The 19,867-nt window shown below is 34.9% G+C and carries 21 protein-coding genes and 1 pseudogene; 17 read left to right on the top strand and 5 right to left on the bottom strand.

Features of this window, described 5'->3' with window-relative positions; all coding sequences use genetic code 11:
* Window positions 1-122: 122 nt before the first annotated feature.
* Window positions 123-1,103: pseudogene (locus D8M03_RS15200) on the top strand (D-serine ammonia-lyase); the annotation flags it as partial.
* Between the two features lie 68 nt (window positions 1,104-1,171).
* Here D8M03_RS15200 and D8M03_RS15195 read toward each other — a convergent pair.
* The gene (locus tag D8M03_RS15195) at window positions 1,172-1,999 is read right to left on the bottom strand and encodes a squalene/phytoene synthase family protein (protein ID WP_121215673.1); all 828 of its coding nucleotides are present in this window, start codon (window positions 1,997-1,999) and stop codon (window positions 1,172-1,174) included.
* A gap of 247 nt (window positions 2,000-2,246) precedes the next feature.
* Between D8M03_RS15195 and D8M03_RS15190 the strand changes: the two genes are divergently transcribed.
* Window positions 2,247-3,311, top strand: coding sequence for a 3'-5' exonuclease (locus D8M03_RS15190; RefSeq protein ID WP_170148466.1), 1,065 nt, complete (start codon window positions 2,247-2,249; stop codon window positions 3,309-3,311).
* Between the two features lie 92 nt (window positions 3,312-3,403).
* A complete protein-coding gene (coaW, locus tag D8M03_RS15185; RefSeq protein WP_121215671.1) occupies window positions 3,404-4,234 on the top strand; it encodes a type II pantothenate kinase in 831 nt (276 codons plus the stop codon).
* Between the two features lie 508 nt (window positions 4,235-4,742).
* On the opposite strand, the gene D8M03_RS15180 is transcribed toward coaW, so the two are convergent.
* Entirely contained in the window at window positions 4,743-5,138 is a 396-nt protein-coding gene (locus tag D8M03_RS15180) for a ribonuclease HI family protein (RefSeq protein WP_121215670.1), read from the bottom strand.
* A 159-nt stretch (window positions 5,139-5,297) separates the two neighbouring features.
* Here D8M03_RS15180 and D8M03_RS15175 point away from each other — a divergent pair, with 159 nt between their 5' ends.
* Window positions 5,298-5,489 (top strand): zinc-finger domain-containing protein, encoded by a 192-nt coding sequence (locus D8M03_RS15175; protein WP_121215669.1) that lies wholly within the window; start codon window positions 5,298-5,300, stop codon window positions 5,487-5,489.
* A gap of 55 nt (window positions 5,490-5,544) precedes the next feature.
* On the opposite strand, the gene D8M03_RS15170 is transcribed toward D8M03_RS15175, so the two are convergent.
* Window positions 5,545-6,531 carry a YecA family protein gene (locus D8M03_RS15170; RefSeq protein WP_121215668.1) on the bottom strand — a complete coding sequence of 329 codons (987 nt, stop codon included), beginning with the start codon at window positions 6,529-6,531 and terminating at the stop codon, window positions 5,545-5,547.
* A 304-nt stretch (window positions 6,532-6,835) separates the two neighbouring features.
* Here D8M03_RS15170 and D8M03_RS15165 point away from each other — a divergent pair, with 304 nt between their 5' ends.
* From D8M03_RS15165 to D8M03_RS15145, 5 genes are all read left to right on the top strand, one after another.
* Window positions 6,836-7,318: a DUF2975 domain-containing protein gene (locus D8M03_RS15165; protein WP_121215667.1), complete on the top strand. Its 483-nt coding sequence runs from the start codon at window positions 6,836-6,838 to the stop codon at window positions 7,316-7,318.
* 11 nt (window positions 7,319-7,329) lie between these two features.
* Window positions 7,330-7,542: a helix-turn-helix domain-containing protein gene (locus tag D8M03_RS15160; RefSeq protein ID WP_121215666.1), complete on the top strand. Its 213-nt coding sequence runs from the start codon at window positions 7,330-7,332 to the stop codon at window positions 7,540-7,542.
* A gap of 11 nt (window positions 7,543-7,553) precedes the next feature.
* Window positions 7,554-8,360: a DUF817 domain-containing protein gene (locus D8M03_RS15155; RefSeq protein WP_121215665.1), complete on the top strand. Its 807-nt coding sequence runs from the start codon at window positions 7,554-7,556 to the stop codon at window positions 8,358-8,360.
* Between the two features lie 400 nt (window positions 8,361-8,760).
* Window positions 8,761-10,392 carry an L-glutamate gamma-semialdehyde dehydrogenase gene (pruA, locus tag D8M03_RS15150; protein WP_121215664.1) on the top strand — a complete coding sequence of 544 codons (1,632 nt, stop codon included), beginning with the start codon at window positions 8,761-8,763 and terminating at the stop codon, window positions 10,390-10,392.
* Window positions 10,393-10,532: 140 nt separating this feature from the next.
* A complete protein-coding gene (locus D8M03_RS15145; RefSeq protein ID WP_121215663.1) occupies window positions 10,533-10,970 on the top strand; it encodes a cell wall hydrolase in 438 nt (145 codons plus the stop codon).
* Between the two features lie 63 nt (window positions 10,971-11,033).
* Here D8M03_RS15145 and D8M03_RS15140 read toward each other — a convergent pair whose 3' ends face one another.
* Window positions 11,034-11,363: a hypothetical protein gene (locus D8M03_RS15140; protein ID WP_121215662.1), complete on the bottom strand. Its 330-nt coding sequence runs from the start codon at window positions 11,361-11,363 to the stop codon at window positions 11,034-11,036.
* Window positions 11,364-11,528: 165 nt separating this feature from the next.
* On the opposite strand from D8M03_RS15140, the gene D8M03_RS15135 reads away from it, so the two are divergent.
* The gene (locus D8M03_RS15135) at window positions 11,529-12,293 is read left to right on the top strand and encodes an SH3 domain-containing protein (protein ID WP_170148465.1); all 765 of its coding nucleotides are present in this window, start codon (window positions 11,529-11,531) and stop codon (window positions 12,291-12,293) included.
* Between the two features lie 46 nt (window positions 12,294-12,339).
* Here the strand turns inward: D8M03_RS15135 and D8M03_RS15130 are convergent, their stop codons facing one another.
* Window positions 12,340-13,233: a LysR family transcriptional regulator gene (locus D8M03_RS15130; protein WP_121215660.1), complete on the bottom strand. Its 894-nt coding sequence runs from the start codon at window positions 13,231-13,233 to the stop codon at window positions 12,340-12,342.
* Between the two features lie 116 nt (window positions 13,234-13,349).
* Between D8M03_RS15130 and D8M03_RS15125 the strand changes: the two genes are divergently transcribed.
* From D8M03_RS15125 to D8M03_RS15095, 7 genes are all read left to right on the top strand, one after another.
* Entirely contained in the window at window positions 13,350-14,381 is a 1,032-nt protein-coding gene (locus D8M03_RS15125) for a YeiH family protein (RefSeq protein ID WP_245987635.1), read from the top strand.
* 127 nt (window positions 14,382-14,508) lie between these two features.
* A complete protein-coding gene (locus D8M03_RS15120; protein ID WP_121215658.1) occupies window positions 14,509-15,189 on the top strand; it encodes a phosphopantothenoylcysteine decarboxylase domain-containing protein in 681 nt (226 codons plus the stop codon).
* A 93-nt stretch (window positions 15,190-15,282) separates the two neighbouring features.
* On the top strand, window positions 15,283-15,837 hold the full coding sequence (locus D8M03_RS15115) for an NADPH-dependent FMN reductase (protein ID WP_121215657.1): 555 nt from the start codon (window positions 15,283-15,285) through the stop codon (window positions 15,835-15,837).
* A gap of 307 nt (window positions 15,838-16,144) precedes the next feature.
* On the top strand, window positions 16,145-16,660 hold the full coding sequence (locus tag D8M03_RS15110) for a YbaK/EbsC family protein (protein WP_121215656.1): 516 nt from the start codon (window positions 16,145-16,147) through the stop codon (window positions 16,658-16,660).
* Entirely contained in the window at window positions 16,648-17,397 is a 750-nt protein-coding gene (locus D8M03_RS15105) for a VOC family protein (protein ID WP_121215655.1), read from the top strand. Before D8M03_RS15110 ends, D8M03_RS15105 begins: the two co-directional genes overlap by 13 nt.
* Before the next feature lie 16 nt (window positions 17,398-17,413).
* Complete coding sequence (locus D8M03_RS15100) at window positions 17,414-18,031, top strand: HAD family hydrolase (RefSeq protein ID WP_121215675.1); 618 nt, start codon at window positions 17,414-17,416, stop codon at window positions 18,029-18,031.
* A 78-nt stretch (window positions 18,032-18,109) separates the two neighbouring features.
* Window positions 18,110-19,561 (top strand): S-layer homology domain-containing protein, encoded by a 1,452-nt coding sequence (locus D8M03_RS15095; protein WP_121215654.1) that lies wholly within the window; start codon window positions 18,110-18,112, stop codon window positions 19,559-19,561.
* Window positions 19,562-19,867: the final 306 nt, after the last annotated feature.

Here is a 19,867-nt window from a genome sequence, read left to right as displayed (position 1 = left end):
AGTTGTGTGGTGTGGTAACCTCAACTAACATCAAAATTCAGGGGGTGGCAAGTTTTTTTGCATAAAAGACTGTAAAACCAACGATTATTAGCGATTTATATATATAAGTTTTGACAATACGGATCAAAGCCCGGGGAGGAATTTATGAAGTATTGAAATTTGCTGAAACAATTGCAATGGAGCATGGATTACTTACAATAGAAGATAATTATGCAAAGTTAGCTGATGAAAGCTGCAAAAAACTATTCAGCGAATACCAAATAGCTGTTGGTTCAACGGGCAATTTAGGTTTAAGTATCGGCATTATTAGTGCGAAACTCGGTTTCCAAGTTACCGTCCATATGTCACATGATGCAAAGGCATGGAAAAAGCAACTTCTTCGTGATAAAGGAGTAACTGTGATTGAATACGAATCTGATTATAGTAAGGCGGTAGAAGAAGGGCGTAAACAAGCACAGCAAAATCCGAAATGTCATTTTGTAGATGATGAAAATTCAGTTGATTTATTTGCTGGCTATTCCGTTGCTGCATTACGGCTAGAAAAACAGTTACAAGATCAAGACATACTAGTAGATGCAAATCATCCGTTATTTGTGTATATACCCTGTGGTGTAGGTGGAGCTCCAGGTGGAATTGCTTTTGGACTAAAAATGATTTTTGGTGAGAATGTCCATATTTTCTTCGGGGAACCGCTACAATCGCCATGTATGTTACTTGGATTGATGACAGGATTACATGATGGAATATCGGTGAATGATATAGGATTAAACAACAAAACGGAAGCTGATGGACTTGCAGTTGGGAGAGCTTCAAAATTTGTAGGTAAAATAATGGAGCCTGTTTTAAGTGGTTGTTATACAGTAGATGATAGTTTTCTGTTCAGGAGTTTAAAAGGGATGTATGAGCAGGAGAATATTTTCATGGAACCATCAGCCCACGCTGGTGTATTCGGTCCAATCCAACTAATAAGTGAAGGAAAGCAGTATTTAGAAGAGAATGGTTTAACATCGAAAATGGAAAATGCCACACATCTCATTTGGTCTACAGGTGGAGATATGGTTCCATTTGAGGAACGAAAGATTTATTTAGAGAAGAATGTATAAGGAGTGCCCTAAAGTATTAAGGACACTCCCCGGAGTAGGTGCGATTAATTTTAGTGCATCTACTCTTTTTAATCGATTTGTACTTCTTCGACTGTTTGTTCAACTTCTTCACGAGACATTTTTTCTTTGCCTTCTTTTAACGCTTTTAATGTTTTGTGAGCAAGCGCTAAAGGTAAACGACAGAATAATAAAATCGAACGTTTATTAACATCCTTCATATATCTATCGGCTTTTTCTAAATTTTCTTCTGCATATCCAAATAAATCTGAACGTGTCCAACCTTCTGGCACAAAGCTTACGCCTCGTTCTTCCATATCTTCTTGTTGATTACTAAGAATGTTCACTAATTGTAATCCTCGACCATAGCCAATTGCTAAATCTCTATCTGTTTTCACGCCAGCAAACTGTTCCCATAATTGAGAAAGCATGACTCCAACAAGTCCAGCAACATAGTATGTGTAGTCATCCAAATCTTCTTTTGTTTTGACTTGGAAGTTCGCTAATGCCCATTTCCCCATACCCTCTGCCATTTCACTTGTTGAATTTTTTACAATTTCCACTGCCTCTTCTGGAATAAGACGAATCCAGTCACCCAAACGAAGCGTTACTTCAGGCATATACTCTTTTACAGGAGCAAGAATTTGTAAATATTTTTCCTCATCAAATGTTGGTTCCAGTATCAGTTTACTAACTTCAGTTAAAATCGAATGTTTCAGTTCATTTGTCACGGCTGGATTTTCATTATCTTCAATTTCATCAATTGCACGCATCATTAAATAAGCAGTGGCTACTGCTGTTTTAAGTTCTTTTTGTAAAAAAGTTATCGGTATATAAAAAGTTCGGCTCGTTGCTTTTAAGACTCTCATTGCATCTTTCAGGAGTTCTTTGTTATTCATTTTGGTAATTCCTTTCGTTCATTACATACATATATCAATACTATCGTACCTCAATTTGAAGGAAATTAAAAATAGAATCTCTAAGAATGTTCAAAATCAGTTCTAGCGCGGGTCGATTCTTTCATTTATTATTTCTCAAAAAACTATTTTCATAATATATTCGTGTTATTCTATTGCATATTCGATACAATATGAGAATAATAGATTTTACACACATAAACTTATGTTAGAAAGCAAAGGTGGAATAATGGTTCGCAAACACAGTTTTATTTTTATCGATGTTGAAGCGACATTAATTCGTGGCAAACAATATATTATTGAAATTGGTGCCGTTAAATGGTTGCCAAACGGAGACCAACAATTTTTTTCGCAGCTCATTCAACCATATAAATTTAAAAAATTAAATTCACATATACAAAAGTTAACAGGGATCAAGACAGAACAACTGCTATGCGCAAAGTCTTTTCAAACAGTTATTCAAGACTTTATAAAGTGGTGTAGTGATGATTCAATCCTTGTGACGTTTGGAGAGTTTGACCGAAAAGTATTGGAAGATGAATTAAATCGCAATCATATAGATGCTAGTTTCTTGTATCCAATTATCGATTTTCAACAGAAATATATGATAGAAAACCAAATTAAAGAGCAGCCTAGCTTAGCTGGTTTAATGGAAAAACTTCAAATTGAAATGGAAACACAACACCGAGCATTAGCAGATGCCATTAGTTTGTTTGAAATTTTCAAAGCAACAAATGGGGAAACAATAATTGAAAAACAACAAACCAACGAATTTAGCATGGTCTTTAGTGAGCTTCAACAATTAGATGAGACATTTGATTTGAATATCACTTATATTTCTGGAAAAGTGTCATCGTTGAATCTTCAAGTAGATGAAATTAAAATCTTGAACAAACAACTAGATTTTGATATTTATGAAGAAGAAAAAACGGACGAACAAGGCGAAACACAAGTTTTACAAAAAATAATGATTAATCCGAATGAAGAAGTTAAATTGTTTTTAACCAATATTATAGAAGATATTAAAAATAGAGTATTAATTACTCGTAGTGGATTAAAGTCACTATCGAAAATTAATCGCTTGCATCATTGCACGTTTCCTAAAACAGAAGTAATGACTTTACAATACTTGCTTAAAGATAATGAAGACATAAATGAATTCACATTTAGAAACTTATCCACTCAATCAATTGAGCGAAAACTATATCAATTAATTAGAAAACACGAGAAACGAATAATACAAGAATTCGAAAAACGAAATTTATTTACGAAAGAACCAGTAAAAATTTCTTAACTTAGATTTTCTTCCTTTTTACTAAAAATTATTGCACTAATATTTTAAGAAAGTTAAAGTTTAGAAAGGGAGTAGAAAAAAGGAGAACGTGTATGCAAAATGTAATTGGAATAGACGCCGGGGGAACATTAACAAAAGTCGTATATATAAATGAAAACAATGACTTAGAATATAAAATTTTCCCCTCCAATGATTTTTCGAAAGTGAAGGATTGGATTGAAGCAAATCCTTTTATTGAAGAGATTGGATTAACGGGTGGACGAACGCAACAACTGTTAGAAGTTTTAAATACGATGAAATCGATTCAATATTTAGTTGAATTTGAAGCAACGATCAAAGGTGTCCAATATTTATTAGAAAAAGATGGACATGCTATTGAGCGAAGCATTATTACAAATATCGGTACAGGTACTTCCATTCATTATATGGAAGGAAAAAATCACTTCCGTGTTGGTGGAACGGGTGTTGGTGGCGGAACATTAACAGGTTTATCTACTATAATGACAGGAATTTCGAACTTTAACGAAATTACAACAAGAGCATCTCAGGGAAATCGAGATTCTATCGATTTATTTGTGAAAGACATTTTCCAAGGAATGGAACCACCAATTGAAGGGCATTTAACCGCAAGTAACTTCGGAAAAGTAAACATCACGAAAAAGAAAGAACATGAAGAAAATGACTTACTTGCAACGGTACAAGCACTTGTCGGTGAAGTGATTACAACGCTAAGTATTCAATTTGCCGAAGAAAAGAAAACCGAAGCAATTGTATACATAGGGTCAACATTACAAAACAATGACCACTTAAAAAAGGTAATTGGGAATTACACAAAATTAAAGAAACACAACCCAATCTTTTTGCCAAATTGCGGTTTTACGGGTGCAATTGGTGCGTTGCTAAATAAGGTAGAATCCAAATAAAATTTATGAGCATATAAAGGTTCTTTATATGCTTTTTTTGTGAATTTTTATTGGAAGGACTGCTCAAGTTAAATTTAAGATGTGCGGTTGATTAGGAAGTTATTCAATAATGAATTAAGTGGATGGTACATCGGAAATCGACTTTATAACTTGGATGAATGCAAAAATCGGAGGAAATCTGAAGGGAAACTGTCTTCATGAGCCCGATGAATACCAAAATTACATTCGAATTTAGAAAAAATCGTCTTCATAACTTGGATGAATGCAAAACATAAAGAAATTAGAATAAAAACTGTCGTCATCCCGCCGATGAAAATCGAATACCAGCATAAAATACTATTCAAAAGCCGATAAAGAAAAATAATTACCCCCACTTTCCCTTTTACATTTTAACGCTTTTCTGCATAGCATATAAATATAAACAAGGATATTATCTGGGGTTACAATTGGTTGATGTTATGATGAAGCTCTCTAAAAAACTCGCCTCATAACAAAAGAGGCGAGCATCTTAGGAAGTTTTTCCTTTTAATATAGCTTCCCTTGCAAGGGCATCTGCAGCTTTATTTTGGTTATCGGGAATCCATTTAATAAAAAATAAATCAAATTGTTCTGTTAGACGAATCGCTTGTTGCAATAGTGGCTGATAAAGCTCATTTTTCACATATTGCTTTTCTACAGATGCAACGACTATTTTTGAATCGGAACGAACGGATACAAGGGAAGATCCAAGTTTTTTTGCTTCCTCCAACCCTCGAATTAATGCGGTAAATTCGGCAATATGATTATTTGTTTCTCCTATGTATTCACTGATTTTTATTAGTTGGCCTTCACCCTTAATAAAAATGCCAATTCCACTCGGACCGGGGTTGCCTGCACTTGCACCATCAATATAAACTTCTAACATAAATATCCCTTCTTTTTTTGAAATATTTGATTGAAATTTACCCATATTATATCTTATTGTGAGAAAATAAAATATAAATGCGAGCACTTCCAATGAGTGCACTTTACAAAATAAAAAATTTAATAGTAGAATAGTGAAACACGAAAGAGGGGGAGTTGCGTGAACAAAAGTACTGTTATTAAAGATATAGATGAACTAACGGATACGTATTGTAATGATTGCCCTATAAAAAAGGATTTACGCAATAAAATTGGTAAATCAAATGCACATCGTTTTTGTATCGAACAATGTTCAGTCGGGGAAAAACTTCAATTTTTAGGGCAAGAATTAATGAAAATATACGAAAAATAATGCCTTGATATATAAAAAGCGGTGAAAAACAAATTTTGTTTTTCGCCGCTTATTTTTATACCGGAACTGCTACGTATTGTAATAGTTCTTGGTAATATTTGTTTAAAGAAGAAGCTGAAACATTGAAACTTTCCGCAATCTCTTTTACTGTATATGTTGTTTCTAAAATGTTGCGTTCTTGAGCAAATCGAATTGAACCAGCTGCGATTGCCGCCGCTTTTCTTGCTTTTGGTTTTTTCTCTACTAAATAATCCTCTAATGTCTCCACTAAGCCATTTGATTCAAGATTACGTTCTTGTAGGAATTGTTTTGTTAAATCTACAACTTCAATTTCGAAGGATGTATATTCTTCACCTGTATAGCCAAATTCAACTAAATGCTGCCAGAAGTTCAGGTGATTTTCCTTTAAGAACACAGCAACCGATTGTTTTGAAGAATCGAAACCTTTTGCAAAGTTTTCGAATACTTGTTTATAGTTTTCTGGGTAGAAAATTAATGTTGAAACTGCTAAATAACAATGTTCTTCTGTCGCGCTTTCTGGCAAGATAAAGGCAAATACTTGCATACCTTCTGGCACTGGACGATTTGATTCGCGACGGATACGAATTTGCTGTTTAGTTAATGTACAAGTTGCGAATAAATATTGATTTTCCACTTTATCCACTTGACCGATAAATAGTCTTGGTTCGTCCCAAAGGTTTAGTAGTTCAATAATTCCAGGTCGGATTGCCTTTTTCTTCACACGTTTTAAGTAGTTTGCCCATATATCGTGGCGTTGGTGGAAGAAAAAGTCGTCAAGTGCAACAGCTTCAATTAACTCTCTTTGTAAGTGATTTTTTAAATGAGGCAGCCATTTGTTTACCGCTTCAATATATTCCTTTATATCGCTTCTTTCAGGATATACATTATAAAACGTTTGAAGAATTTGTTCGATCTCTTCAAACATTAATATTTCTTTCATTGTATCTTGTTTATTATTTTCACAACACTTTTTATATTTTTTTCCACTACCGCACGGACATAAATCATTTCTTCCTACCATATTTAGTGCACTTCCTTTCAAGAATTCTAGTTCCATTAGATTTAGATATTCTGCAATAATCATAATATCGATTTTGAGTGTAGATGAAAAATGATAATTTATTTAGAAATTTTAGAATAATGGGACGTACTAATATTTATATGACTGAATCTATCAGAATATACCAAAAAAATAGATTTTAAATCTATTAATAGATTTGGGTCATATTCAATAATTTTATTATCTAATTAAATAAAAATTTATTGTAAAACGATAAATGGTGTGGTAAATTCAAAATGAAAAAACATTAGTGAGGTGCTAAAATATGAAAAGAGGAACAACACTCTTTCTAAAAATTGCAGTAATATTAATGGGTCTGCCAATATTAGCCATATGTATATTTATCGTTCCTGAAGTTGGTTTATTTGGAGCTGAATTATATCCTGAGTTTACATTTATTAAATATTTAATTTGGCTAGTGATGTATGGAGCAGCAATTCCTTATTATCTAGCCCTATATCAATCAATGAAACTTCTTACTTACATTGACCACAACTTTGCATTTTCTCAATTCTCTGTCGATGCATTAAAGAACCTTAAATTTTGTGCAATAGCAATTAGTGTCATTTATGTTGTAGGTTTACCATTGTTTTATTTAATTGCAGAACGTGACGATGCGCCAGGACTAATTTTAATTAACATGGTTTTAATTTTGGCTTCAATGGTTGTTGGAGTGTTTGCAGCTGTATTACAAAGACTTTTACAAGAGGCAATTAATATAAAAGAAGAAAATGATTTAACGGTCTAGAGGTGAAATCAATGGCGATTATTATAAATATAGATGTTATGTTAGCAAAACGAAAAATGAGTGTAACAGAGCTATCAGAAAAAGTAGGAATTACAATGGCCAACCTCTCTATTTTAAAGAATGGCAAGGCAAAAGCGATTCGAATTTCTACTTTAGATGCCATTTGTAAAGCTTTAGATTGTCAGCCTGGAGATATTTTAGAGTATCGAATGGATGAGGAATAGGAGGGTGTAAATTGAGAAGTCTCAAACAACTCTTTTATTTTGGATGGCAACAGGCATTATCTTGTTTATTTCCCGTTGTGATTTTTGCCTCCCTTGCCATTACCAAATACATTCCACTTCCATTTCTTCCACGATATGATTGGCTACTGATTATCTTCCTTTTGATGCAGTGGTGGATGGTGCGTTCAGGAATTGAAACACGAGATGAATTAAAGGTCATTACATTGTTTCATATTATTGGTCTTGCCCTTGAAATATTTAAAGTCCACATGGGGTCTTGGTCTTATCCAGAGGACGCTTATACAAAAGTTTTTGGTGTTCCATTATATAGCGGTTTTATGTATGCAAGTGTTGCAAGTTACCTTTGCCAAGCGTGGCGAAGAATACAAGTTGAACTGTTCAATTGGCCTTCATTTTTCATTGTCGTGCCATTAGCAGCTGCAATTTATTTAAACTTTTTCACACACCATTTTTGGATCGATATTCGTTGGTGGTTATCAGCTCTTGTAATCATCGTCTTTTGGAAATCTTACGTCACATATGTCGTGAACGGAAAGACGTACAGAATGCCATTAGTACTTTCCTTTGTATTGATTGGATTTTTTATTTGGGTTGCAGAAAATATCGCCACATTTTTCGGTGCTTGGCAATATCCCAATCAAACAGAAGCATGGAGTCTTGTGCATTTAGGTAAAGTAAGTTCATGGCTATTATTAGTTATTGTTAGCTTTTTAATTGTTGCAACGTTAAAGCTAGTCAAGAAGCGGGATTTACATCATATTGAATATGGTGTTTCACCCTTAATAAAAGAAACGTAATTAAAAAAAGCCCGGAAATTAAATTCCGGGTTTGATTTCATCTTACATTAAATCCATGACACGTCTGCCTCGCTTTTCTTAAAAAGAATCGCTTTCTCAGTACAGATGGTTCCTTCCGAGTTCAATCTTCCTTACTCATCGGGTTAACCCTCCCAAATCACAGATTAGAAGTGAAATCTCTAATAGTATAGACGATTTTGAAATTTCTAAACATTATTTTTTCTAAAAAAAACATCTTTTTGTAGCTTTTTTGCTCATTTTAAACTAAAATTCAAGAAGTATATTGTTATCTCCAGATTTATAATAGAAATCATTCTGAGGTAATAATATTAAAATAATATATAGATGTTTTGTCTATTATTAGGGAAAGTATTTTTAAACATCAGGAGGGAATTGTCAAATGAGTAACGGAATTTTCAAAATACCGACACCTAAGAACGAACCTGGATATACATATGCACCAGGTACAAAAGAAAGAGAAACACTAAAAGCAGAATTAAACCGTCAATCAAATATTGTAGTAGATATCCCTGTAATTATTAATGGCGAAAATATAAAAACAGATACAGTAAAACAAGTAGTTATGCCACATAATCATCAACATGTTTTAGCAAATTATTCAGAAGCGGGCGAACCAGAATTACGTGCTGCAGTAGAAGCGGCAATGGCTGCAAAAGAATCTTGGGCAAATATGCCATGGGAGCACCGCGCAGCAATTTTCTTAAAAGCAGCTGATTTAATCTCTGGTCCATACCGTGATCTTATGAATGCTGCAACAATGTTAGGTCAATCAAAAACTGTGATCCAAGCTGAAATCGACTCTGCACAAGAATTAGCAGACTTCTTACGTTTCGGTGTAGATTATGCAAACCAAGTGTATCAAATCCAACCAGATAGCATGAAAAATGTATGGAATCGTTTAGATTACCGTCCATTAGATGGTTTCGTATTAGCGATTTCACCATTTAACTTCACAGCAATCGGTGGTAACTTACCATCTGCACCTGCTATGATGGGGAACGTTGTAGTTTGGAAACCTGCGACAACTTCAATTCTTGCAAACTATTACTTCATGCGTATTTTAGAAGAAGCTGGATTACCAAAAGGTGTTATTAACTTTGTACCATCACGTGGTTCTCAAGTTTCTGAAATCGTATTAACAGACCCACGTATGGCTGGATTCCACTTCACTGGTTCAACAGCTACATTCCAAACAATTTGGAAAAACGTTGGGGAAAACATTGCAAACTATCAATCTTACCCACGTTTAGTAGGTGAAACTGGTGGTAAAGACTTTGTATTTGCACACGAAACAGCTCAAGTTGATAAAGTAGTATCTAACCTTGTTCGTGGTGCTTTTGAATACCAAGGACAAAAATGTTCAGCTGCTTCTCGTGCTTACATTCCTGCAAGCATTTGGGAAGATGTAAAAGCTGGTTTATTAGAACAAACAGCAAAACTTAAAGTTGGGGATGTTCGTGACTTCCGTAACTTCATGGGTGCTGTTATTGATAAAGCTGCATTTGACTCAATTACAAGCTATATTGAGTATGCTAGGGAAGCAGAAGATGCAGAAATTATCGCTGGTGGTACGTATGATGATTCAGTTGGATATTTCATTCAACCTACAATCATCGTTACGTCAAATCCAAACTTTAAAACAATGGTAGAAGAAATCTTCGGACCAGTATTAACAATCTATGTTTATGAAAATGAAAAATTAGAAGAAACATTAGATTCAGTAGATAGTGCTTCTATGTACGCATTAACAGGTGCCATCTTCGCACAAGATCGTACAGCAATCATGCACTTAGAAAACCGTTTATCAGGCGCTGCTGGTAACTTCTATATCAATGATAAACCAACAGGTGCGATGATTAACCAACAACCATTTGGTGGTTCTCGTGGTTCTGGTACAAACGATAAAGCCGGTTCAGTATTTAACATGATTCGTTGGACAACTCCACGTGTCATCAAAGAAAACTTCGCGCCAACAACAGATATCGCTTATCCATTCATGGACGAAGAATAATTATTTATTAAAGAGGTCGAGACTTACTGTTTCGACCTCTTTTTATATTGCACATGAAAGGAATCACGAAAGTAAATTAATCGCATACCCTATAACATCAATATAGTTTTAGTTTCATAGTATATTTTTGGGGTGAGAAGATGCCAAGAGTAAAATATCGTGATGCAGATATCGATTTAGTAGCAAGAATGATGAGGGCGGAAGCGGAAGGCGAAGGAAATCAAGGGATGTTGTATGTAGGAAACGTCATTGTGAACCGTGCCATTGCAGACTGTTTGGACTTTAGAGACGTTAGAACGATTGAAGACGTGATTTATCAGGTTCAAGGAGGGAATTACTCCTTTGAAGCCGTTCAAAAGGGGAATTTATTCTATAACAGAGCGAGACCGAACGAACAAAAATTAGCACGGCAAGTGTTAGATTATTGGAGACAACTACCAGGAAAATATTCTCTATGGTACTTTAACCCATACGCACCATGTCCTCCAACTTGGTATGGTCAACCATTTGCGGGACAATTTAAAAACCATTGTTATTATGAACCAGCTGCAGGAACTTGTGAGAGTGTCTACAGATAAACAATAAATATAAAGCTAGCCATCTACCTTTTTGAAAGGTGTACGATGGCCAGCTTTTTTCGTTTAAATTTCTGTTTTAATCCACTCGATGGCAATGCTTCTTAATTCGATTGACTCTTCTTCATAAAGATAAAGATGTTTTTTTAAATCAATTTCACGAAGTTTTGAAGGGACAGGCATATGTAAATCTCGACGTAGACCATCTTGGATAGCAATTTTCATACAATCTCTTGCTATTGAGATAATATCGTCTTCAGTATGACTGCTTGAAGATGCTAGGTTAAAACCAGCATCCATCAGGTCAGGTATTCGTATGTAAACGGGAAAATCCCCTTCTTCTGTAGTTTGGTCTTCTACTGCAAAAATCACTGGATATTCATAAATTTTTATCATTTGTTTCACCTCCGTTACAATAATAATATAAAAATGATATTTTAGGGGCTAGCAATTTAAGGAGAGTAATCCTTATTTACTTAAATCTCTTTTTTTGTGTGAATAATTACATAACTTATGACCATATATTCCTATGTTGAAGGTAATAGAGAGGGAGGTTTCCATTTGAAAAAAATAGTCTTAGTAATTTTACTTCTGTTTGGTTTTACCTTTGTATACGCAGAAGATGCCGTGACTGCAGCAGGAACAACGGAAATGTATGTCAATGCTAAAAACGACATCATCCTACGAGCAGAACCGAAACAAAATGCAGAACAACTAGGGACGATTAAAAATCACTCAAAAGTAACAGTACTTTCTTCATCAAATGGTTGGTCTTATATAAAAAGTGGGAAGTTAGAAGGGTATGTTTATTCCGTTGCACTTACAACTAAAAATCCAAAGGCGACAAATGGTACGGTAACCGGTGGACTTGTGCCAAGCGAAGGTTTAATCCTCACATATAATCCGTCCTTTTTAGATGATGCAAAAGAATCCTTTATAGTAAAAAAAGATGGAGAGTACACACATCTCTATAATCCAAAAAGCTCGTTATATCCGGATTTACCAAATTACACATATATTGAAACGAAAGATCGTTTATTAATTGGAGTTGCAAGTTCGGATTTTATTTTTATCAATGTTCCGTTACCACTAAAACAAGGTAGTCATGTAAAACAACCAATCATGTATTACGAAGAATTAGATGTGTTAGTAGAAAGCACAACGAAAACGATAAAAGTAAAAGCAGGAACGTTTAAAAATGTAGTGATTTTAAAGTATGCGGATGGTTCAAGGGAATATTTAGCAAGGGGAATCGGCATTATAAAAAGTACAACGGGTGATGGAAAAATTATTACGGAGTTAGTATCTGTGAAACAATCGAAATAGTTTATGTTGGACTGTTAATATATACATTGATTAACAGTCCAATTTTTTAAATAATATTGTATCCTTCTTTATCTTTTAAAAGTGTAACAAAAACTTCTGATGCTTTTGTTTGAAATTTTGTGGATGGCGTAACAAGGGAAAATTTACGGATAATAGGGAATCCTTGGATTTTTAAAATTGCCAGCTTTTCTAATTTCAACTCTTTGTGAATGGCCCAGTGTGATAAAAGGGATACGCCAAGCCCTGCCTCTACGGATTCTTTAATAATCTGTGTACTTCCGAACTCCATCATATCTTTGGGACTAAATTGAAATTTCTCAAACATTCCGTCCGTTGCTTCTCTTGTCCCTGAACCCTTTTCTCGGACAATCCACGTCTCGTTTTGTAAATCCTGTAGTGTTAAATCCTTATGCATAGCGAAAGGGTGTTTACCAGAGACGATGATAGACATGAAATCCTCCGCAATATCCTCAACATGGAGCTTTTTACTTTTGATTTCTCCTTCGACAATGCCTACATCAATTTGATTGTTCGTCATCAGTTCTTCAATCTCATACGTATTACCAATAGTGATGGTTGGTTTGATTAAAGGGAATTGTTCTCGTAGTCTTGCAATAATATGTGGTAGGACATACTCACCAAATGTATAACTTGCCCCAATCGAAAGCTCTCCAGTTGCAGTATTTGTTAGGTCATCTACTAAATTCCTCATTTTCGTATAAAGACCAAGAATCTCTTTTGCATGATGATAAACAATTTCCCCCGCTTTATTTAAGTGGACATACTTATTACTCCGATTTAAAAGTTTCGTTCCAACACTGCGTTCAAGCATTTGAATATGTTGGCTGACAGCAGGCTGAGTCATGTGTAAGGTTTCCGCTGCTCTGGAGAAATTTTGCTTCTCTACAACTGTGACAAAAACGAGTAGTTGCTGATCCATTTTTTACGTCCTTTCAACTATAATCATTTACTTATCATAATGATTATTATAATTTATTTTCCTTATGATAAAAACAAGCATATGATGAATTAAGAAAATATAAGGACGTGAACAAATTGCATCATGAGGAGACAGAAGAATATGTAAGGAAATCAGAAACCTTTACAAAAAATTTATTATGGTTAGCAGGGATTTTCTTCACTTTCGCAATCGCGATTTTGGGATTTGTTATGGCAAAAGTACCCGGATTAGCTTACATTGGACCGTTAGCAATTGCGATTATTATTGCTGTAATATATCGACAATTATTTGGTTATCCAGAAATGATTCGTTCAGGAATCCAATATTCATCAAAAAAATTATTACGTTATGCCATTATTTTATATGGGCTCAAATTAAATATGGAAGTCGTTTTCCATCAAGGAATGGGATTACTTGTAAGAGATATTGGAACTATTATCTTTTCTATTTTGTTAACGATGTGGTTAGCTAAAAAATTGAAAGCCGATTTTTCATTATCTTTACTGCTAGGAATCGGAACGGGGATATGCGGTGCAGCAGCAATTGCCGCCGTTTCACCCATATTGAAGGCAAAGGAAGAGGATACTGCAATAGGGGCAGGAATTATCGCCCTTGTTGGGACAGTATTTTCCATTGGGTATATTCTTTTAAAACCCTTTTTAGATCTGACGGATATCCAGTATGGGATTTGGTCGGGAATCAGCTTACATGAAATAGCCCATGTTGCGTTAGCTTCAGCACCAGCCGGACAGGATGCTTTAGCAGTCGCACTTTTAGCAAAACTAGGACGAGTTTTCCTTCTTGTTCCATTATGTTTTATCCTGATTATTTGGATGAAACGTACAGGGAAAGCCCAATCTGATATGAAAATCGAGTTTCCGTGGTTTTTAATTGGATTTTTGGTGATGAGCTTGTTTGGGAGCTATGTGTTGGGGGAATGGATAATCGTTCATGAAAGTGTCTTAAATAATCTATCCAATATTACGACCTTATTACTAACAATGGCAATGGTGGGGCTGGGGTTAAATGTAAACCTAAAAGAATTGCGTTCAAAAGCATTACGTCCATTCATCGCTATGCTTATTACATCGATACTGTTATCCTTGATTACATTTTTAACTTTATAATGGACCAAATAAACTAGATGATAGATTTTTTACCTTACATGTTAGCAATATATGAATGAAATTAATGAAATTTTTGTGAAAGTCAGTTAAACTTGTTCTATGAATAGATATAGATACGGGTGATGGTGTGAAAAAGTTAAGTGGCAAAAAAGTATTGATCACAAGTGGTGGAACATTAGAAAAATGGGATCGTGTGCGCGGTCATACGAATTTATCTAAAGGTACAATGGGGTGTTACTTAGCAGAATCTGCCCTTGCAAATGGAGCGGAAGTCATTTATTTACATGGCTATTTTGCAACACTTCCAACGAACGCAAAATCTATGAGAACGATTATGTTTGAAGGTATAGAAGATTTAGGTGAAAAAATTAAATCTATCGTACAAACGGAACATATCGATTTTGTTATTATGGCAGCAGCAGGTTCCGATTGGATTATTGATAAAGTATATGACCAGTCAGGAAATCTGATCGAGGAAAAGGGAAAAATGCCGTCTGATGAACCCCCAATAATTCACTTTAAAAAAGCGCCAAAAGTGTTAGGGCAAATTAAAGAATGGGCACCAGATACAACGTTAATTGGCTTTAAATTAGAAGCGACAGATGATGTGGACTATTTAATCCATCGTGCAAAACTACGCATGGAAACATCTAATGCTACATATATGGTTGCAAATAGCTCAAATTCTTTATATGGTGTGCATGAGCCGCATTATATCGTGTCATCTACTGGAGAAGTGGAAAGAGTAGAAGGAAAAGAAGAAACAGCAAAAGTATTAGTTGAATTATTAGGTACGACACTGGACTAGGATTCCCTAGTCTTTTTGTTTTGTTTGGGTTTAAATTACCAAGAAGAGGATATAATACTAACGGTTTTTAATATTAGAGTAAGGGTGATTGTAATGGTGAAAGTCGGTATTATTAGTGGTAGTTTACGTAAAGAATCGTATTCCAAAAAAATTGGCGAAAATGTAGCACAACTTTTCCCACAAGATTATGAAACTCAATTTATCGATATCGGTAATCTTCCTTTGTACAATGAAGATATTGATAATGAAAATACTTCTCCTGAAGAATATACAACATTCCGAAACACGTTAAAGGAAATGGATGCAATTTTATTTATAACGCCTGAATATAATCGTTCCATTCCTGGTGCTTTAAAAAATGCAATTGATGTGGGTTCAAGACCTTATGGACAAAGCGCATGGAATGGAAAGCCTGCCGCGATTATCAGTCAATCTATGGGGAATTTAAGTGGCTTTGGAGCAAACCATCATTTGCGTCAATGTCTAGTGTTCCTAAATATGCCAATTTTACAACAGCCGGAAGCATACATTGCCAACTCCAGCACACTTTTTGATGACAATGGGAAATTCAAAGAGGAAAAAACGACTCAATTCCTACAAGTATTTGTCGATGCATTTGTTGATTTAATTAATCGCTATAACCGTTAAACATTCAGAGCTTTTTTCAGAGATATTCTGAAGAAGGCTCTTTATTTATTTTCTGGCAAAACTTTACTTCATAAATCTATTCATAATAAACTGAATTTAGAGGTGATTTACTAAGGAGGAAGTTAAAGAAAGTAGTAATGGAACAGCCAAAAGAATGGAATAAGATATTTTGCTTTAATAAAATACCTAATTTCTAAGAAACACCTTTAACACTTTCTTGGGTTAGGGGGTGTTTTATTTATACTTTCTAATATTTCCCTGTATAATAGGGTACAAAATCATTTGGTAAGAAAAGAGAGGTTTCAACATGTCAATTGCAAGCGTAAAAGAACATTTCAAAAAATATAATCGAGAACAAGATATTTTAGAATTTAATCAATCCAGTGCAACAGTGGATCAAGCGGCAAATGCGTTAAATGTGATTCCAGCGAAAATTGCGAAAACATTATCTTTTAAAGATAAAGAAGGAAATGCATTCTTAGTAGTTACAGCAGGTGACTCAAAAATTGATAATAAAAAATTTAAAGAACAATTTGGAACAAAGCCAAAAATGTTAAGTGCAGAAGAAGTGGTAGAACAAACAGGCCATATCATTGGAGGCGTTTGCCCATTTGGACTAGCAAATCCGTTAGATATTTTCTTAGATGTGTCGATGAAACGATTCGAAACCGTATACCCGGCTTGTGGAAGTGCGAACTCGGCAATCGAATTAACATGCGCAGAATTATTGGAATATTCAGGCGCTAATGCTTGGGTCGATGTAAGTAAAGATTGGGATGAATCGCTACAGGAATCTGCGGAGGATTCAGCATGTACGAACTAGATCACATTGTTCATTTTGTGGACAAGCCTGAAGATTTAGTAGATGAAACAAAGAAAATGGGCCTACATACCGTGCTTGGTGGGAAGCACGAAATGTGGGGTACATATAATTCGTTATGTTATTTTGGGTTTACTTACATTGAGTTTATCGGCGTTTTTGACGAAGCATTGCTAGAAAAATCTGCAGCCATTCCACATACGTTGCATGAATCCTATAAAAAACGTCACTATAAAAATGGATTCACGAGATTAGCATTTCGCACTTCGACAATAGAAGAGGATGCAGTGCGACTTTTAAAGGAAGGTTATGAAGTGGATGGACCACAACATTTTTCTAGAGTTCGTCCAGATGGCTCCATTGTGAAGTGGCAATTATTGCACTTTGGAAAAAAAGATGTAGAAGTGGATTTTCCGTTTTTAATCCAGTGGGAAGGAACCGATGAAGAACGGTTTGATGAGTTGGTGAAACTCGGTACGATTGTTGAGCATCCATTGGGGGACTTAAAGATTAAGGAAATTACTTATTCGGTAAAAGATGAATCTGTTGCTCAAGATTGGGCACGGGTTTTTGGTCTTGAAACGGTAGAAAATAAAAACGCGATTACACTTTTTCTTCCAAATTGTCATATTACGTTTAAAAAATCGGATGAAAATGAAATTGCTGATGTATTGATTGCAGGGGCTAAGGTTGAGAAGGATGTAGTAATTGAAGAGGCAACATATAAAATTCGCCAATAAGGATGTGTACCAAACAATGGATAGTATCATATTTGATTTAGATGGTACCATTTGGGATTCCGTTGATACCATAGTTGATGCGTGGAATAGTAGTATACAGAAATGCCTTGCTGGAAAGATGCAATTAACACGGGTTGATCTAGAAGGTGTAATGGGGTTACAAGCCGATGACATAAGTAAAAAATTGTTCCCAACTTTAGATGAAGAGTTACGTAAAAAAGTAATGGACGAGTGTTTTAATGCGGATGGCGAGTATATCAAAAAACAAGGTGGTCAACTTTATCCGAATGTGAAGGAAGTGTTGAGCCGATTATCGAAAAAATACAAACTATTTATTGTCAGTAACTGTCAAGAAGGATACATTGAAGCGTTCTATGAATACCATCAGCTTGAAAAATACTTTTTAGATTTTGAAAATGCAGGTAGAACCGGTCTTTCAAAGGGTGAAAATATCAAATTACTTATGGAACGGAACAACCTACAATCTTCGGTTTACGTTGGAGATACTGCTGGGGATTTAAAAGCTGCGCGATTTGCAGGAATTCCATTTGTTTATGCAGAATACGGTTTCGGGACTGTAATTGAATATGATTATGTAATTGAACGATTTGATAAGCTTTTGGAGATTTTCTAACTGTATTTTATTTCCACTAGTTTACCTCCCTGTAAATCTTTATAGTTTTAATATAATAGTTTACAGGGGGACTAAAAAATGGTTTTGAAACGTTACATATCGTTTGTTTTCGTTACTGTATTTGTTGTTAGTTTAATGATGCCTCAAATAAGTGCTAAAGCGAGGGCTGTGGAATTTTCTGATGTCTCGAAAGATCAACCCTATGCCAGTGCAGTTTCGCAACTTACTGAGCGGAAAATAATTGGGGGATATCCTGATGGTACGTTTAAACCTGAAGCTTCGATTACTCGGGGACAAGCCGCAGCTATTATTGCGAAATTATTAAATTTGGATACGAAAATTGTAAAAAATCCAAAGTTTAAAGATGTTTCTCCCAAAACGGGAAATTATGGAGCCATTGCAACGGTAGTAGAAAAAGGGATTTTTCGTGGTTATGCAGATGGACGATTTGGACCGCATGATCAAATTACCCGTGCGCAAATGTCTTCTATTTTGATAAAAGCTTTCAAGTTTAATACGTTAACTTATATGCAATCTACCCCATTTAAAGATATTGATCGATTGAGTAGTCATCAAGAATCAGTCTATACACTTTATAAATTAGGCATTGCATTTGGTACATCTGAAACAACATTTAGTCCGAATAAACCAATTACTAGAGGGGAAGCAGCAATCTTCATCACAAAAGCTGAAAAAGTTCGCTCTGAAACGATTGAGTATTATGCTAAAGATTTTGGTTGGTCGAATTTTGGATATGTTGTTTACAGTAATCCTTATGAACCTGAACAAAATGAAGAACAGGTTGTGCAAATCCTTCAAAACAAAAAAGCTTCGAGTCATATTCAAATTGTCCCAATAAAAGAAGGAACGCAAAAGCTTGGACTTTCAGGGCGTTTGAAAAATGATTCTAATACCTTAGAAAGCAAAAAATATTATGTGAGTGTAACGAAGGAAAATGAACGATTTACCATTCATTTTGATGAGACGAAGGACGTTTTACCGACAAATGTTCGTTTAAATGTAGAGAAGGATCCAATTAAAAATGTGACGTTATCGACGATGGATGGAACGGTTATTGAAGAGTCAGCTAAGTTTAAAACATGTAAAGAATATTTAGGCTTCAATCAAATTTGCTTATTGTTAAATAACCCAGGTGAATACATTGCAACCGTTGAATATGCGAACAACACAAAAATTCGCTATGGGGTCAAGGCAACTGAAAAGCCGGCTCATTTTTACCTAGATACCTATTCAATTGTGGAAAATCCAGTTGTAACACTAGATTTAAGTAAATATGAAGGCGATTTTAGTGAATATAAAATGGATGAGAAAACAGCGAACATTGTGAACATAACACGAGAAGGTAATTCCAATAAGTTTTCTATTGAAGGATTATCGGAAGGATATGTATTTGTAGATTTTCCGAAAAGTAGAAAAGAAATATTGGGATTGAGAATTCAAGTGTATAATATAGGCTCAATACTCAATGTGCGAGTGGAACCTTACACTTATTCTGAACAATTTTATTAAAATGAAGACAATCCTTTCTTGCATCAAGGAGGGATTGTCTTTTTCTTATTAGGTTTTCACAGGGGAATTGACTTATGTTGTGGTAATGAAGGTCACTAGAACAGAATTTCACAAGAGATTTGACCTTCATCGGGGTGATGAAGGTCACTAGAAAGGATTTACATATGGGATTTGACCTTCATCAGTATAAATGTCAACGTTAATATGTACATTTATGCTTGTTTAAGGGTGTACAAAATTACTCGTTTACTGGTTCGAGGTGTTGCTTAAGACGGTACGAATCACCAGTAATAGTTACGACACTTG

The organism is Ureibacillus endophyticus (assembly GCF_003628435.1).
Taxonomy (GTDB): domain Bacteria; phylum Bacillota; class Bacilli; order Bacillales_A; family Planococcaceae; genus Ureibacillus; species Ureibacillus endophyticus.
The sequence above is the reverse complement of the archived record's forward strand: the minus strand, read 5'-3'. Positions and strand labels throughout refer to the sequence as shown.